10 protein-coding genes and 1 pseudogene are annotated in these 13,608 nt (G+C 73.3%); 6 read left to right on the top strand and 5 right to left on the bottom strand.

Annotated elements, in window-relative coordinates:
• Positions 1 to 75: 75 nt before the first annotated feature.
• Positions 76 to 882 carry a neutral zinc metallopeptidase gene (locus HS041_RS10845; protein WP_196440334.1) on the top strand — a complete coding sequence of 269 codons (807 nt, stop codon included), beginning with the start codon at positions 76 to 78 and terminating at the stop codon, positions 880 to 882.
• Between the two features lie 19 nt (positions 883 to 901).
• On the opposite strand, the gene HS041_RS10840 is transcribed toward HS041_RS10845, so the two are convergent.
• The gene (locus HS041_RS10840) at positions 902 to 1,699 is read right to left on the bottom strand and encodes a PP2C family protein-serine/threonine phosphatase (RefSeq protein ID WP_196440333.1); all 798 of its coding nucleotides are present in this window, start codon (positions 1,697 to 1,699) and stop codon (positions 902 to 904) included.
• 84 nt (positions 1,700 to 1,783) lie between these two features.
• Here HS041_RS10840 and HS041_RS10835 point away from each other — a divergent pair, with 84 nt between their 5' ends.
• Positions 1,784 to 3,721, top strand: a complete 1,938-nt coding sequence (locus tag HS041_RS10835) for an N-6 DNA methylase (RefSeq protein ID WP_196440332.1) — start codon at positions 1,784 to 1,786, stop codon at positions 3,719 to 3,721.
• Between the two features lie 26 nt (positions 3,722 to 3,747).
• On the top strand, positions 3,748 to 4,641 hold the full coding sequence (locus HS041_RS10830; protein WP_196440331.1) for a serine/threonine-protein kinase: 894 nt from the start codon (positions 3,748 to 3,750) through the stop codon (positions 4,639 to 4,641).
• Positions 4,642 to 4,698: 57 nt separating this feature from the next.
• Here HS041_RS10830 and HS041_RS10825 read toward each other — a convergent pair whose 3' ends face one another.
• The 3 genes from HS041_RS10825 to HS041_RS10815 form a co-directional block, all read right to left on the bottom strand.
• On the bottom strand, positions 4,699 to 6,357 hold the full coding sequence (locus HS041_RS10825) for a nickel/cobalt transporter (RefSeq protein ID WP_196440330.1): 1,659 nt from the start codon (positions 6,355 to 6,357) through the stop codon (positions 4,699 to 4,701).
• Positions 6,354 to 7,652, bottom strand: a complete 1,299-nt coding sequence (locus HS041_RS10820) for a tetratricopeptide repeat protein (protein ID WP_196440329.1) — start codon at positions 7,650 to 7,652, stop codon at positions 6,354 to 6,356. Before HS041_RS10820 ends, HS041_RS10825 begins: the two co-directional genes overlap by 4 nt.
• Positions 7,653 to 7,718: 66 nt before the next feature.
• Positions 7,719 to 9,101, bottom strand: a complete 1,383-nt coding sequence (locus tag HS041_RS10815) for a DUF4331 domain-containing protein (RefSeq protein WP_196440328.1) — start codon at positions 9,099 to 9,101, stop codon at positions 7,719 to 7,721.
• A 378-nt stretch (positions 9,102 to 9,479) separates the two neighbouring features.
• Here HS041_RS10815 and HS041_RS10810 point away from each other — a divergent pair, with 378 nt between their 5' ends.
• Both HS041_RS10810 and HS041_RS10805 read left to right on the top strand, forming a co-directional pair.
• Positions 9,480 to 11,912 (top strand): DUF4132 domain-containing protein, encoded by a 2,433-nt coding sequence (locus tag HS041_RS10810; RefSeq protein WP_196440327.1) that lies wholly within the window; start codon positions 9,480 to 9,482, stop codon positions 11,910 to 11,912.
• Positions 11,913 to 11,972: 60 nt separating this feature from the next.
• Complete coding sequence (locus HS041_RS10805) at positions 11,973 to 13,031, top strand: YihY/virulence factor BrkB family protein (RefSeq protein WP_230878518.1); 1,059 nt, start codon at positions 11,973 to 11,975, stop codon at positions 13,029 to 13,031.
• Positions 13,032 to 13,081: 50 nt separating this feature from the next.
• Here HS041_RS10805 and HS041_RS10800 read toward each other — a convergent pair whose 3' ends face one another.
• Entirely contained in the window at positions 13,082 to 13,261 is a 180-nt protein-coding gene (locus HS041_RS10800; RefSeq protein ID WP_196440326.1) for a hypothetical protein, read from the bottom strand.
• 14 nt (positions 13,262 to 13,275) lie between these two features.
• Between HS041_RS10800 and HS041_RS10795 the strand changes: the two are divergent.
• A pseudogene (locus tag HS041_RS10795) lies at positions 13,276 to 13,524 on the top strand (substrate-binding domain-containing protein); the annotation flags it as partial.
• Positions 13,525 to 13,608: the final 84 nt, after the last annotated feature.

Raw genomic sequence — 13,608 nt, 5'->3', positions numbered from 1 at the left:
CCTGTGCGGCCGTCCCCGCACCGGGCCCGTCCCGCACCTCCGGATCCAGAGGCGTCCCCCAGAAAGGCCGCATCGATGACGACCAGACGAATCATCGGAACGTTCCTTCCCGCGCTCCTCGCCGGGCTCGTCCTCGCCGGCGTCCCCGGCACCGCCGAGGCCGCCGGGGCGCGGTACCCGGTCAAGGACGCCCCCCTGCTCACGCACAACCCGCTCTACAAGGGGGGCGTCTTCAAGCAGGTCGCGTGCGAGGAGCCGGAGATCGAGGACAGCAGGGCCTCCGTCAAGCGCTACACGCTCGCGATCGTGAGGTGCCTCGACCGCGTCTGGTCCGCCGAGCTGCGCAGGCGGGGCCTGGCGTTCCGCAAACCGGTGGTCAGGTTCGTCTCCGAGAAGGGCCGCGCCTGCGGGAAGAAGTGGCCGGAGGACACGATCGCGATCTACTGCCGGTCGGAGCGGAGCCTGAACTTCCCGATCGGCTCCGACCTGCTCGACGACGAGTCGGACCTGTTCCTGCTGACGGTGGTCGCCCATGAGTACGCCCACCATGTGCAGAGCCTCTCGGGGATCACGAAGGGCAACCAGCGGCTGGCCTACCGGAACAAGAAGGAGCTGAACGAGCAGTACCGCAGGCAGGAACTGCAGGCCGAGTGCCTGACCGGGGTCTTCACCGGTTCCGTCTGGGAGTCGCTGGCGCGCACCGCCGGCGACTGGCGGCTGCTGCTGGCGAGCCAGAGGATGACGGGTGACGACTACGTCGAGGGCGGTGTCCGCGACCACGGCAAGGGCGCGAACATCGTCTACTGGATGGACCGCGGCTTCAGGGCGGTCTCTCCGTCGGCGTGCAACACCTGGACCGCCGCGTCCGCCCGGGTGGCCTGACCGGGGGACGCGGGCGGGCTCAGGGCGTCAGCTTCCGCTCGGTCGCGGCCCCCACGACGAAACGCTCGGCGCCGACCGGATAGGGCCCGAAGTCGGCCACGACACAGGTGATGTTGTCCGGTCCGCCGCCGCGGTTGGCGAGGTCGATGAGCCGGTGGGCGGCCTCGTCGGGATCGTCGATCTCACTGAGGGTGTTGAAGAGGGTCTCCGGGCCGACCACGGCGGTCAGGCCGTCGGAGCAGACGAGGTAGCGGTCGCCCGCGTGGGCCTCGCGAAGGGTCAGATCGAGCTCGCCGTCGCCGGTGCCCTCCAGCACGCGCAGGACCATCGACCTGCGCGGATGCTCGGCCGCCTGCTCGGGGGTGATCCGGCCGTCGTCGACCAGCGACTGCACCAGGGTGTGGTCGTGGGTGATCTGGTAGAGGGCGCCGTCGCGCAGCATGTAGGCACGGGAGTCGCCGACGTGGGCCAGGGCGAACATGTCGCCGTCCCAGAGCAGCGCGGTGAGGGTGGTGCCCATCCCGCGCAGCGCGGGCTCCTGCTCGGCCATCTCGCGGATCATGCGGTTGACGTCTTTGGCCACCGCCTTCAGCGCCGCCTTGAGGTCGGCGCCGCTTTCCGGAAGGCTGTCGTCCATCGCCGCCACGGCGGTGACCGCGAGCGAGCTGGCGATCTCTCCGCCGACGTGGCCGCCCATGCCGTCGGCGATGGCGAGCAGGCGCGCGCTCGCGTAACCCGAGTCCTCGTTGGCCTCTCGGCGGACTCCGACGTCGGAGCGGGCGGCATAGCGCAGTGCCGGTCCTTCGTTTTGTGCCATGAAGGCAGTAAAGCACTGGTTGAAGCACTTCACAAGCAAAGCTGTTGTAGACCATTTCAGCACAGTCAACTACTGTGGGTCGGTATGGAGGAGAGCCAGGAGATCACCGTGAACGCGGGCGACATCGCCCGGTTCGCCGATGTGGGCCGGGCGGCGGTGAGCAACTGGCGCCGCCGCCACGAGGACTTCCCCCAGCCGGTCGGCGGAACCGCCTCCAGCCCGCTTTTCTCCCTGTCCGAGGTCACCGCCTGGCTGCGCGGCAACGGCAAGTCCTTCGAGGTCTCCCTGGGCGACCTGGTCTGGCAGCGGATGCGGACCACGGTCGACGACCTGCGCCTGGGCGAGCTGGTCGGCCGGGTCGGCGCCTTCCTGCTGTTCCTGCACCGCGACCCCTCCGGCTGGCGTGACCACGGCGTGCGGTCCCTGTCGGGCGACCCCGGCGCGCGTCCCCTCTCCGAGCTGGTGGCGGCCGCCACGACCGACCTGCCGGGTGCACCCGGGTTCCGGGCGGACGACCGTACGCTGCTCCGGCTGACCGCCCGGCTCGCCGCGGAGAACGGCCCGCTGGCCGCGTTCGAGTTCCTCTGCGCGCGCTACGTGGAGGCCCACTCCCGCCAGCTCTCGGTCACCAGGGATGACGTGGCCGCGCTCATGATCCGGCTGGTCGGTGGGGACAGCGGGGGCGCCGGGCCCGTGCTCGATCCGGCCTGCGGCGTCGGCACCCTGCTCCTGAACGCCGCCGCCCCGCTCGGACAGGAGATCAACGAGACGAACGCCCTGCTCAGCGCGGTACGGCTGCTGCTGCGCGGGGCGCCTGCCCGGATCGTGGCCGGTGACTCGCTCCGCGAGGACGGCCTGGCCGGCGAGCTCGCCGCCGCGGTGGTCTGCGACCCCCCGTTCAACGAGCGGGCCTGGGGTTACGAGGAGCTGGCCGGTGACCCCCGCTGGGAGTACGGCCTGCCGCCGCGCGGCGAGCCGGAGCTCGCCTGGGTGCAACACTGCCTGGCCCACGTGCGGCCGGGCGGCCTGGTGGCGGTCCTGATGCCCGCCGCGGCGGCCAGCCGCCGCCCCGGCAAGCGGATCCGGGGCAACCTGCTGCGCGCCGGGGCGCTGCGGGCCGTGATCGCCCTGGCCCCGGGCGGGCCGGACCTGTGGGTGCTCCGCCGCCCCGACGGCGGGCGGCCCCCGTCCCAGCTGCTGATGGTGGACGCCGGCGAGGACCTGTCGATCGTGGAGCCGGCCTGGCACGCCTACGCGGCCGACCCCGAGGCCGAGCTGTCCGGCGAGAGCCGTACGGTGCGGATCATCGACCTGCTCGACGACGAGGTGGACCTCGCTCCGGGGCGGCACCGCCCCCAGCAGGGCGGGCCGGACTTCGTGCGCGACTTCACCGGCGCGCTGGACCGCTTCCGGGAGGCCTCGGCCACGCTGCCGGACGCGCCCCCGGCCCTGGAGGCGCTCACCGAGCGGCAGGAGCTGCCCACCACGACCGTCGGCGAGCTGGTCAAGGCGGGCCTGGTCACGATCCTCCAGGCCCCGCCCAAGATGACCGCCGGCTCCGGGCCGGTGCCGGTCCTCACCGCCGAGGACGCCGTCGCGGGCACGGCCCCCTCGGGGGGCACGGTCCTCGACCCGGCGCTGGTCATGGTCAGGCCGGACGACATCGTGACCACCGCGCTGGGCGCGGTCCGGGTGGTCGAGCGGTCCGGCGCGGCGCTCGGGCCGCAGCTCACGCTCTACCGGGTGGACCCCGAACGGCTCGACCCCCACTTCCTGGCCGGCTTCCTCCGCTCGGCCGACGCCTCCCGCGTCCATCCCAGCTCCAGCCGGCTCGACGTGCGCAGGGCCCGGGTGCCGGTGCTGCCGGTGGCCGAGCAGCGGCGCTACGGCACCGCCTTCCGCGAACTGGCCGTGCTGGAGGACAGGTTGCGCGAGACGGCGGCACTGGGTGAGACCTTGATCCGGCTAGGCTTTGATGGACTGGTCGACGGTCACCTGAGACCGTGCGACCAACGGGTGTAGCGCCCGCAGGTCCGCAGGGAGGGTCGATGGTCATCGGCGACCGCTACGTTCTCGACGACCTCCCCCTCGGGCAGGGAGGGATGGGGGCGGTCTACGCCGGCCACGACGAGCACCTCGACCGCAGGGTGGCGGTCAAGTTCCTGCGCCTGCTCACCGGCCCCGACGAGGAGCTGAAGCGGCGCTTCCTGCGCGAGGCCCGCATCCTGGCCCGGTTGGAGCACCCCGGCGCCCCGGTCCTGTACGACTTCGGCACCTTCGAGCAGCGGCTGTTCCAGGTGATGCAGTTCATCGAGGGCGTCACCGTGGCCGACCTGGTCAGCGAGCACGGCCCGCTCCCCGTCCCGTGGGCCGCCGCGATCGCCGCCCAGGCCTGCGCGGTGCTCTCGGCCGCGCACGCGCTCTCCATCTGCCACCGCGACCTCAAACCGACCAACCTGATGCTCTGCCCCGACGGGAGCGTCAAGGTCCTGGACTTCGGCCTGGCGATGTTCCGTGAGGCCGGCTCCGCCCAGTTCACCCGGGTCGGGCAGATCCTCGGAACCCCGTCCTACATGGCCCCCGAGCAGATCCAGCGGGGTCTGGCCGGCCCGCGCAGCGACCTGTACGCCCTGGGCTGCGTGATCCACGAGATGCTGACGGGCGAGCAGCTTTTCACCGGCCCCACCGAGTACGTCGTGTTCGAGCGCCAGGTGAAGGAGCGCCCGCCTCCGGTCCCCGGCATCCCGGACGACCTGAACCGCCTCCTGGCCGACCTGCTGGAGAAGGATCCCGACCGCCGCCCGGCGGGCGCCGACGCCCTCTACGAGCGGCTGCAGCCCTTCGCCGTGGACCTGCCCATGCTCCCCGGTTTCCTCACTCCGCCGTCGGTCCCCAGCCCGGGCCGGATGTACGCCCGCGTGCTCGGCCGCGTCCTGGCCTGACGCCCGGCGGCATCCGCCGGAGGTGGCGTCGTGCTCCCGGTCGCCGTCCGGGGCCGGTCAGATCGCTCCGGCGAGGCCGCGCACGGCGAGGCCCAGGCCGAGCAGGACGACGACCGCTGCGGTGCCGACCGGGGCCAGGGCCGACGCGCGGGCCGCGAGACCTCCGCCCGCCGTCGCGAACCGGTCGAGCCGCCCGGCGAGCCTGACCAGCAGCAGGCCGGTGGCGGTGAGGGTGACGGCCATGCCCACGCCGTACGCCAGGACGAGCGCGGCCCCGAACCAGGTGCGCCCGAGCGCGATCGAACCGAGCAGGACGACCAGCGCGGACGGGCTGGGCACCAGCCCTCCGGCGATCCCCATCCCCACCAGCCCGCGCCGGGAACTGGCGGGCGAGGCCGCCGCCGCGCGTCTCCCGGTGGTTCCGCCGGAAGACCCGCCGTCCGGTTCCGGAAGCGCCGTCCGGCCGGTCGGGTGAGCCGCGTGGCCGTGCCCGAAACGCCCGTGTCCGCGCCCGTGCCCGTGTCCGTGTCCGAAATATCCGTATCCGTGGCCGGGCGCCTCTCCGGTGCGGCGGGCACGCCAGGCCGTCCGGAGGAGGCGGACGCCGACGGCGGTGATCAGCAGGCCGCTGACCAGGCCGAGCCAGGCGAGTACGACCTCTCCGGTGAGGAAGGAGAAGGTGCTCAGCAGCAGGCCCACCACGAGGACGCCCAGGGTGTGGGTGACGGTCACGGTGGCGCCGACGGCCAGCGCGTCCCGGGGACGGCCGTGCCGCCCGGCCAGGTAGGCCGCCATGACGGTCTTGCCGTGGCCGGGGATGAGCGCGTGCCCGGCGCCCAGGAGCACGGCGATGCCCACCGCGAGCAGGCCGAGCGGGACCGTCGGCGGCCCGGTGCCGACCAGCCCGGTGAAGGTCCGGTCCAGCGCGGCCAGCGCGTCCCCGGCCGGTCCCCAGGAGATCAGCGGGGGCACGGCCCCTGAGGGCCCGGTGCCGGGGCCGGTTCCCGTACCGCCCCCGGCACCGTCCCCGGCCGCGGGCCCGCCCCCGGTCCGGACGCTCAGCCGTACCGCCCGCTGGTCGAGCGGGGCGGCCAGCAGGTCATCGGGATAGCTCCGCAGCCGCCCGCTCACGCTCGTCTCCGGCACCGGCGGCTCCGCCAGCCGTACCCCGCCCTCCGCGACCGCGGTGATCTCCCGCCAGCCCAGCCGGTCGGGGAGGAATCCGTCCTCGAACCCGATCGTCTCCGGCGCGGTCACGGGAGCGGAGAGGTGGCAGGTCAGACGGCTGGTCTCCAGACCTCCCCGGCCCGGTTCGTAGGCGAACCCCGATGGGCCGACCCGCCAGGCGAGCGCCGTCCCGTTCACGGTCAGCCGCTGCGCGGAGGCCAGTTCCGCGCAGCGGGCGGCGCCGTACGCCGACCGCTCCCGCGGCGACGCCGTCCCCGACCCGTCACCGTCCACCGCGGAGCGGGCCTGCAGGGTGGGCAGCTCGGCGCTGTCGACGACGGCGAGGTTCTCCACCCGGTCCGGAGTGATCTTCAGGCCGTTGTGGTGGTTGACGGTGAAGTCGCCCAGCGGGTGCGCGACGACGTGCGGGGACACGGCGGCGGCGCGGGGAGGCGTGACGGCGGCCTGCGACGCCGAGGCCGCGAGCACCGCGCACAGCGTCGCGAGGCCGGAGGCGGCCGCCAGGCGGAGAGCCGTTCTACCGGTCATGAGAACCTCGCGAGGGCGGGCAGGCGGGGAGAGAAGGCGGGGTTGGCGGCGCGGGCCTCGGCGGCGGAGCGCTCGGCCCGCCGGGTGAGGCCCAGGGCGCGCTCGATCTCGGCGCGGTGGTGCAGGAGCAGGGCGTTGCGCCAGCCGGTCGAGGTGGCCTCCCGCGCGTACGGCAGCGCCTCCCGGCTGCGGCCGTCGCGGTGCAGGGCCCAGGCCAGGGCGTCGGCGGCGACCGCGTTGGGGGCGCGGGCGTACTCGGCCCTGGCGTGCTCGACGGCCCGGGCGGGAGAGCCGTGGTCGGCCTCGTACTCGGCCCAGGTGAGGTCGTCCCGCACCCCCGCGCCCGCCATCAGGTCCCGCTGCGCCCGCAGCAGCGTCCACTGCCCCGACGGGTCCCCGCCCGAGGCCCGGATCACCTCGGCGTACTCGATCACGTACTGGGCCAGCGGGAGCCGCCCCACCACCGTCGCGTACAGGTCGAGCGCCTCGGCCGTCCTGCCGCCGAGCGCGGCGGCCCTGGCGGTCCCGGCCAGCGCCGGGGTGAACTCCGGGGCGGCTCGCAGCGCCAGGCGGTACTGCTCGGCGGCGCCGGCCAGGTCGCCGGAGTGCAGGGCGAGCTCGCCCAGGTGGTAACGGCAGTAGGCGACGTCGGCGGGGGCGAAGGCGTCGCCGAGGGCGCCGGCCAGCAGGCGGCGGGCCCCGGCGCGGTCGCCACGCAGCTCGGCGGCGTAGGAGGCCCGGGTGAAGGCCGCGACGCCGGGCCGCAGCTCCATCATCCGGTCGATCGCCCGTTCCGCCTCGCCGTACCGGCCGAGCTGGGTGAAGGCGTCGGCCAGCACCGCGTGGGCGCCCGGGCCGTAGAGGTTGGCGGCGGCCGACAGGCGCGCCAGCCGTACCGCCTGGGTGAAGTCGTGACGGGCGGCGGCGAGGGCCGCCTGACCGGTCAGTGCGGCGAAGTTGCCCGGGTTCAGCGTGGCGGAGCGGGCCAGCGCCTGCTCGGCCTTGGCGTAGAGGGACGGGTCGGCGGTGAGGCGGGCCTGCTGGACGTAGGCCGCGCCGAGGCCCGCCCAGGCCTGGTCGTCGCCGGGCAGGCGGCGCAGGCGGCCGGTCAGCGCGCTGATCGTGTCCCGCAGCGAGACGGCCGAGACGGGCGCCTCCACGGGCTCGCGGGCGACCGCTCCCCGCGCGGGGGAGGCGGCGGGAGGCGCCGGCTCGCCGGGGACCAGCGCGGCCCCCGCGGTCAGCGCCCCGGCCAGCACCAGCACGGCGATCCCCGCCGTTGCGGAAGTCTTCACGGTAATCTCCCTGGATCTCCCCGGCCGGAGAGGGCGGAACACGGACGGCTCCGCCCCCTCGCCGGATCAGTTCTGGTTGACCGAGGTGTTGCCGGGCAGCGGGATGTACGGGAACGTCGCGCCGAACGGCTTGTCGTTCGCGTCCACCCTGTCGCCTGCGGCCAGCGCGTCGACGAGCTTGCCGGTCTGGGCGGCGCCCGCCATCACCTGCAGGGAGATGTCGACCACGTCGTCACCGAGGCGGCGGCCGTTGGGGTAGCCCTGCGGGTCGCCGCCGATCACGCCGAGGCGGCTGGGGTCCTTGCCGGGCGGGATGGACATGTTCAGCCGCAGCATCTCCGAGGCGCGCAGCTTGCCCGCGTCCTTGTTGAGGGTCTGCGAGTTGAGGTCCACGTCGATCGGGCCGTTGCCCTTGGCGATGCCGGTCAGGAAGATCTCGACCAGGTCGTTGCGCGGGGTGGCGGGCGCCTTGATGCCGTAGATGGACTGCAGGAGCCTGGCCACCTCGGGGTCGGTGACGCGGTTGACGACGGCCGGCAGGTCGGCGTCCTTGTCCGGGCTGACCGAGTTGAAGGCGTCCTTCAGCCCGGCCGGGAGCACGACCTCGTTGACCAGCGGCTGTGCCAGGCGGGAGACCTGGACGAATCCGTTCGGCCCCTTCTTGTCCACGGTGGACCAGACCCCGATGACCGGGTTGCGCCTGGCGTCGCCCTTGAGCGCGAGCTCGTTCTTGGGCAGTTGCAGGCCGAGCGTGTGGACGTTGTAGCCCTTGGTGGTGTCCTGGCCGACCTCGGACAGGTCGCCGCCGTAGAGCAGGTCGAAGACCCGCAGGTCGAGGAAGAACGCCTCGTCCGACTGGCCCGCGAACGCCTTGCCGCCGCCCTTGACGCCGGTGACGGACTGGGCGCGCAGGGTGGCGTAGTCGGGCATCGAGGCGGGCCCGACGTTGCTCGGCGCCACGATCCCGTCGGAGACGAGGGTCTCGCTGCCCTTCGGGGTGACCCTCGTGAGCGTGTACCGCTGCCTGAACAGCAGGTTCTCGTCGTTCAGCGAGGTGACGGGGCCGTTGTTGTACAGGAAGGTGGTGTTCCCGCGCTTGTCCTGGTTCTGGAAACGCCACTGGTAGGTGATGTCGGGTTTCGCGTCACCATTGCTGTCGATCTTGATGTTGTAGCGGGAGTTGGTGTCGAACTGGTAGAAGTTCGGCCCGCCGTTCGGCTCCTCGAAGGGGATGAAGTTCGCCAGCAGCGTCACCGTGTCCGGCTTGTCCGGGCTGACGAAGGCGTAGACGTCGGTGTTGTCGTTGCGGGGGTCTCCCGCGGTCATCGGGGCCTCACGGTGTGAGGACGCCGTGCCGGTGTCGGCTCTGAGCAGGGTGAACGAGGAAGCGATCAGCGCTCCCGCCACGCCCAGGCCGACCAGGGCGCGCCGGTTGGTCCGGAGCTCCATGTCGTGGGTCCTTTCGGCTGCCGGCCACGGACGTGACCGGCCTCGGGATGGAAGAAAAAGGATCCGGCCGGGTTCCTCGACGTGTTGTTCGTCCCCGGAGCGCCGCTGGATTGCCCCGATTTCCCGCGAGAGGCCGTAACCCCCCGGATTCACCGCCCGCAAGGTGATCCTCGGGTCGCCTCAAGCTGATTCTCACGCTCCCCTCGTAGCTTTCCCGCAGTCGGACGGGCTCCGAGGGGACAGGGCCCGGCCCCTCGGCGCCGTCCGGGCGCGGCCGGTGGCGGCCCGGAGCGGAAGGACCCGACGGTGGTGCAGCCGCGCGGGACGTCCACCCGCCTCACCGGCGAGTCTGTCGGTGGGGCCGGGCAGGATCCCGCCATGAGCGAATTGACCGCGACTGAGGCTTTTGTCGCAGAGAACCAGATCATGGAGCTGATCGCCCGGGAGCGCGCTCTCCGGGAGCGTGCGAACCCGTCACCCCGGCCCGACGACTTCGACTGGAAGGTGTGGCGGGTGCTGTCGCACCAGGCCGACCAAATACAGCATGAGGTGAGGCGGCGGCTCCGCCAGGCGGAGGAGACGACATGCCGGGCGGCGGCGATCCGCCTCGCGCAGCCCTCCCCGTCGCGTTGCGCCGAGGAGCTCGACATCGCCCTGTCGCGCTCAGGGACGTGGAGTCCGGCGGAGATGGCCGCGCTGCTCACCGCCCTGCGCTCCTGTGATCTCAGCTGGCATGACGACGCATGGCTGTCCCTGCTCCTGGATCGGCTCCTGGAGTTCGAGACCGGGGAACGGGCGGCGCTGCGGGAGCTGGTCAGGCCGCTGATCCGGGCGGTCGCCCAGAGCAGCATCGAAGCCGGGAAGCGACGGCGGCTGCAGCGCTCGATCACCCGGATCCTGCACACCGGCCCGGGCACGCCGCTCCACGCCCTGGCGCCTCTGGACGACTGGGCCGCCGCCCTGTACGACCATCTGGGCGAGACGCCGCCCGAGCACCTCGTCCACCTGCTCAACCACCTCGGCGCGCTGCACGCGCCGCGCCCCTCCGCGTCCTGGCGCGCCCGGTGCCTGGAGCTTCTCCGCCCCGCCGACGCCCAGGACCTCGTACGGCTGGCGCTCGGAGCCTTCGACCGGGTCACCGAGCAGACCACCGTCTGGGACGCGGTCCTTCGCCTGATCGTGTCGGACCCCAACGTGGACACCGCCCGGGGGGTCGTCTGGGCCGGAGCCCTCCTGGGCGCGGACGACCTGGTCCCGGTCCTGTCGGCGCTGGCCGTGCGGACCTCGGGGGCAGAGCGGCAGGTGCGGGAGGAGCTGCGGCTGGCCGGAGCCGCGATCAACGCGCTCGGCGACTGCGACGACCCGGCGGCCGTGGGCGCGCTGGGACGGCTGCAACAGGTGATCCGGCATCGCTCGCTGCGCAAGCAGATCGGCGTCGCGCTCGCCGCGGCCGCCGGACGGGCCGGGCTGACCCCCGGCCAGCTGCTGGAGCGGAGCGTGCCCGCACACGGCTTGGCCGCCGACGGCACCAGGTCGTGGCGGCTGGACGGGCACACCGTGATCCTGAGCGTCGCCGACGCGCGCACCGTACGGCTCTCCTTCACCGCACCCGACGGCGCCGCGCTCCGCACGCTGCCCGCGGCGCTCCAGGAGTCCCGCGCCGACGAACTCGCAGCCGTCAAGGCGGTGCGCAAGGAGGTCCGGCAGACCCTCGCGGCCGAACGGACCCGCATGGAGGGGTTGTTCACCGCCGACCGCGCCTGGCCGTACGGGGAGTGGATCCGCCACTACCGGGACCACCCGATCACGGGGGTCGTGGCGCGCGGCCTGATCTGGCAGGCCGACGGGGTCTCCTTCCTCGGCGCCGACCTGTCCGGTCCTGGCGGCCGGATCCTGCCCGAGCCGGACGAGGAGACCCGGATCCGGCTCTGGCATCCCGCGCGCGTCCCGCCGGCGGAGGTGACGGCCTGGCGGGAGGAGATCGCCGAGCGGCGCATCCGCCAGCTGTACAAGCAGGCCTTCCGGGAGGTCTACCTCCTCACTCCGGCCGAGGAGGACACCCGCGTCTACTCCAACCGCTTCGCCGCCCACATCGTGGACCACCCCCGGCTGTACGCGCTGGTCAAGGAGCGCGGCTGGCAGACCACCTGGCTCGGCCCCTTCGACAGCGGTTCCGACGCCGAGGCCACCAGGGAGCTGGCCGAAGGCGCCTGGCGGGCCAGGTTCCACTACGGGCTCGCCGCCGTCGACGCCCACCAGGCGACGCTCGCCTCCACCGACCAGCTCCGCTTCGACCGCCGCGACGGGCGCGCCTGGCGGGAGACGGAGCTGGCCGAGGTGCCGCCGCTGGTGTTCAGCGAGGCGATGCGGGACGTGGACCTGTTCGTCGCGGTCACCTCGATCGCCGCCGATCCCCAGTGGACCGACCGGGGCGAGGAGCGCTACCAGGACTACTGGCGGGAGGCGTCGTTCGGCGAGCTGCCCGCCTCGGCCGAGGTGCGCCGCGACGCGCTGGCCCGGCTGCTGCCCCGCCTGGCCGTCGCCGACCGCTGCACCCTGACCGAGCGCTACCTGGTCGTCCGCGGCGACCTGAGAACTTACAAGATCCATCTGGGCAGCGCCAACGTCCGCATGGAGCCGGGTGACGTCTATCTGTGCATCGTCACCGCCCCCAAGCGAGGCAGGCTGTTCCTGCCGTTCGAGGACGACGAACGGCTCACCCTGATCCTGAGCAAGGCCCTGCTCCTCGCCGACGACCGCAAGATCACCGACGAGAGCATCCTCCGGCAGATCGACCGGGGGCTCGTCTGACGGCGGACGGATCGACATGGCTGGTCAGGACGTAACTTTTCCGGCATTCTTCTCACCGGTATGGGAACCGCGACGAGGGTGCCGCAGACGCGGAGCATGGACGGGGAAGAGCTCTCCGCGGACCATGCCTGGGAAACGCTGCGCAAGTACGGCCGGTGGCATCTGGCCCGTGACTCCTACACCCGGTTCCGGTACGGCGACGGCCTCACCAACTCCCGCGCGCTGGCCTTCCAGGTCTGTCTGTCGATCATTCCGGGCGCCATCGCCCTGGTCGGGCTGAGCTCGGTGGTCGACCAGGAGCATCTCGGCCAGGTCCTGGAGCTGACCCTGAGCCACCTGGCCCCCGGGCCCGGTGTCGAAGCCGTCCGGGACGTGCTGGGCGACAGCCACCGGCAGGCCAGCAGGACCGGCGGCGCCCTGGCCCTGTGGCTCGGCCTGGCCACCGCGCTGGCCTCCCTCACCAGCGCCATGGCCCAGGTCGAGCGCGGCGCCAACCGCATCTACGGCGTCGAGCGGGACCGCCCGTTCCACCGCAAGTACGGCAGGGCCCTGGTGATGGCGCTGACGGCGGGCGCCTTCATGACGGCGGGCTTCGTCGCGATGGTCGGCGGCGGCGCGATCGGCCGCGCCCTGGCCGAGACCTACCGGTGGGGTGAGGGCACGCAGAACGCCTTCGCGCTGGTGCGCTGGCCGGCCGGTTTCCTGCTCGCCCTGCTCTCCACCTCCGTGCTGTTCCGCGCCGCCCCGCGCCGCAGGCAGCCCGGCCACACCTGGCTGGCCTTCGGAGCCCTGGTCGCCCTGGTCCTGTGGACGGTCTTCACCCTGCTGCTGGCCCTGTACACCGAGAGCAGCGGCACCTTCGGCGCCACCTACGGCCCGCTCACCGCCGTGATGGCCCTGCTGCTGTGGTCCTTCCTCAGCTCGATGGCCCTCTTCCTCGGCCTGGCCTTCGCCGCGCAGCTGGAAGCCTGCCGGGCCGGGGACGCCACTCCGTGCGGGCCCGACCCCGGCCCCACCGCAGAGGAGGAGCGCGAACCCCTGGTGGGCGCCGTGGGCGCGGCGGTCATCGCGGCCGTACGGGCCATGCCGCGGCTGTGGCGGAGGGGACGGCGCGGGTAGGAACCCGCGCCGGGGTACCCTCCGCGGACCAGCCGCCGCAACGGGCCGGGCTAGAAGCGGAACCGGGCGACCAGGGCGCTGAGCTCCTCCGACATCCGGGCCAGCGACGCGGTGGCCTCCTGCGCCTGCGTGATCGCCTGGGCGGTGGCATGCGCCGAGTCGGCGACCCCGGTGATGTTGACGGCGATCTGCTCCGACGAGCCGGCGACCGCGGTGACGTTGCGGTTCATCTCTCCGAGTCGCCGCCGACCTGGGCATCAGCGTCCCGGAGGAGCTGTCGGTCGTCGGCTTCGACGACAGCCCGCTGGCCGTGCAGGTCCGGCCGGCGCTGACCACCGTACGTCAGGACATCGAGGCAAAGGGCCGGGCCGCGGCCGCCGCACTCACCGAGGCGATCACGGACGCCCGGGCCGGCAAAGCCACCACGCCACGGCACGTCCTGCTCCCCACCGAGCTGATCACCCGGGGCAGCACCGCCCCTGCGCCGGCCTGACCGCGGTGGTCCTCCCGCTCCCCCCGAGACCCGGTCGCCCGGTTCCGGCTTCGCCGCCCGGACGGGGATGCCCTCCGGACGCGG

The sequence above is a fragment of the Planomonospora sp. ID67723 genome, assembly GCF_015711605.1.
Taxonomy (GTDB): Bacteria; Actinomycetota; Actinomycetes; order Streptosporangiales; family Streptosporangiaceae; genus Planomonospora_A.
The sequence above is the reverse complement of the archived record's forward strand: the minus strand, read 5'-3'. Positions and strand labels throughout refer to the sequence as shown.

Coding starts and splice junctions, on each gene's coding strand:
- HS041_RS10810 (WP_196440327.1), top strand. CDS start 9,480: ATGAGCGAATTGACCGCGACTGAGGCTTTTGTCGCAGAGAACCAGATC.
- HS041_RS10840 (WP_196440333.1), bottom strand. CDS start 1,699: ATGGCACAAAACGAAGGACCGGCACTGCGCTATGCCGCCCGCTCCGAC.
- HS041_RS10800 (WP_196440326.1), bottom strand. CDS start 13,261: ATGAACCGCAACGTCACCGCGGTCGCCGGCTCGTCGGAGCAGATCGCC.
- HS041_RS10825 (WP_196440330.1), bottom strand. CDS start 6,357: ATGACCGGTAGAACGGCTCTCCGCCTGGCGGCCGCCTCCGGCCTCGCG.
- HS041_RS10835 (WP_196440332.1), top strand. CDS start 1,784: ATGGAGGAGAGCCAGGAGATCACCGTGAACGCGGGCGACATCGCCCGG.
- HS041_RS10845 (WP_196440334.1), top strand. CDS start 76: ATGACGACCAGACGAATCATCGGAACGTTCCTTCCCGCGCTCCTCGCC.
- HS041_RS10830 (WP_196440331.1), top strand. CDS start 3,748: ATGGTCATCGGCGACCGCTACGTTCTCGACGACCTCCCCCTCGGGCAG.
- HS041_RS10805 (WP_230878518.1), top strand. CDS start 11,973: ATGGGAACCGCGACGAGGGTGCCGCAGACGCGGAGCATGGACGGGGAA.
- HS041_RS10815 (WP_196440328.1), bottom strand. CDS start 9,101: ATGGAGCTCCGGACCAACCGGCGCGCCCTGGTCGGCCTGGGCGTGGCG.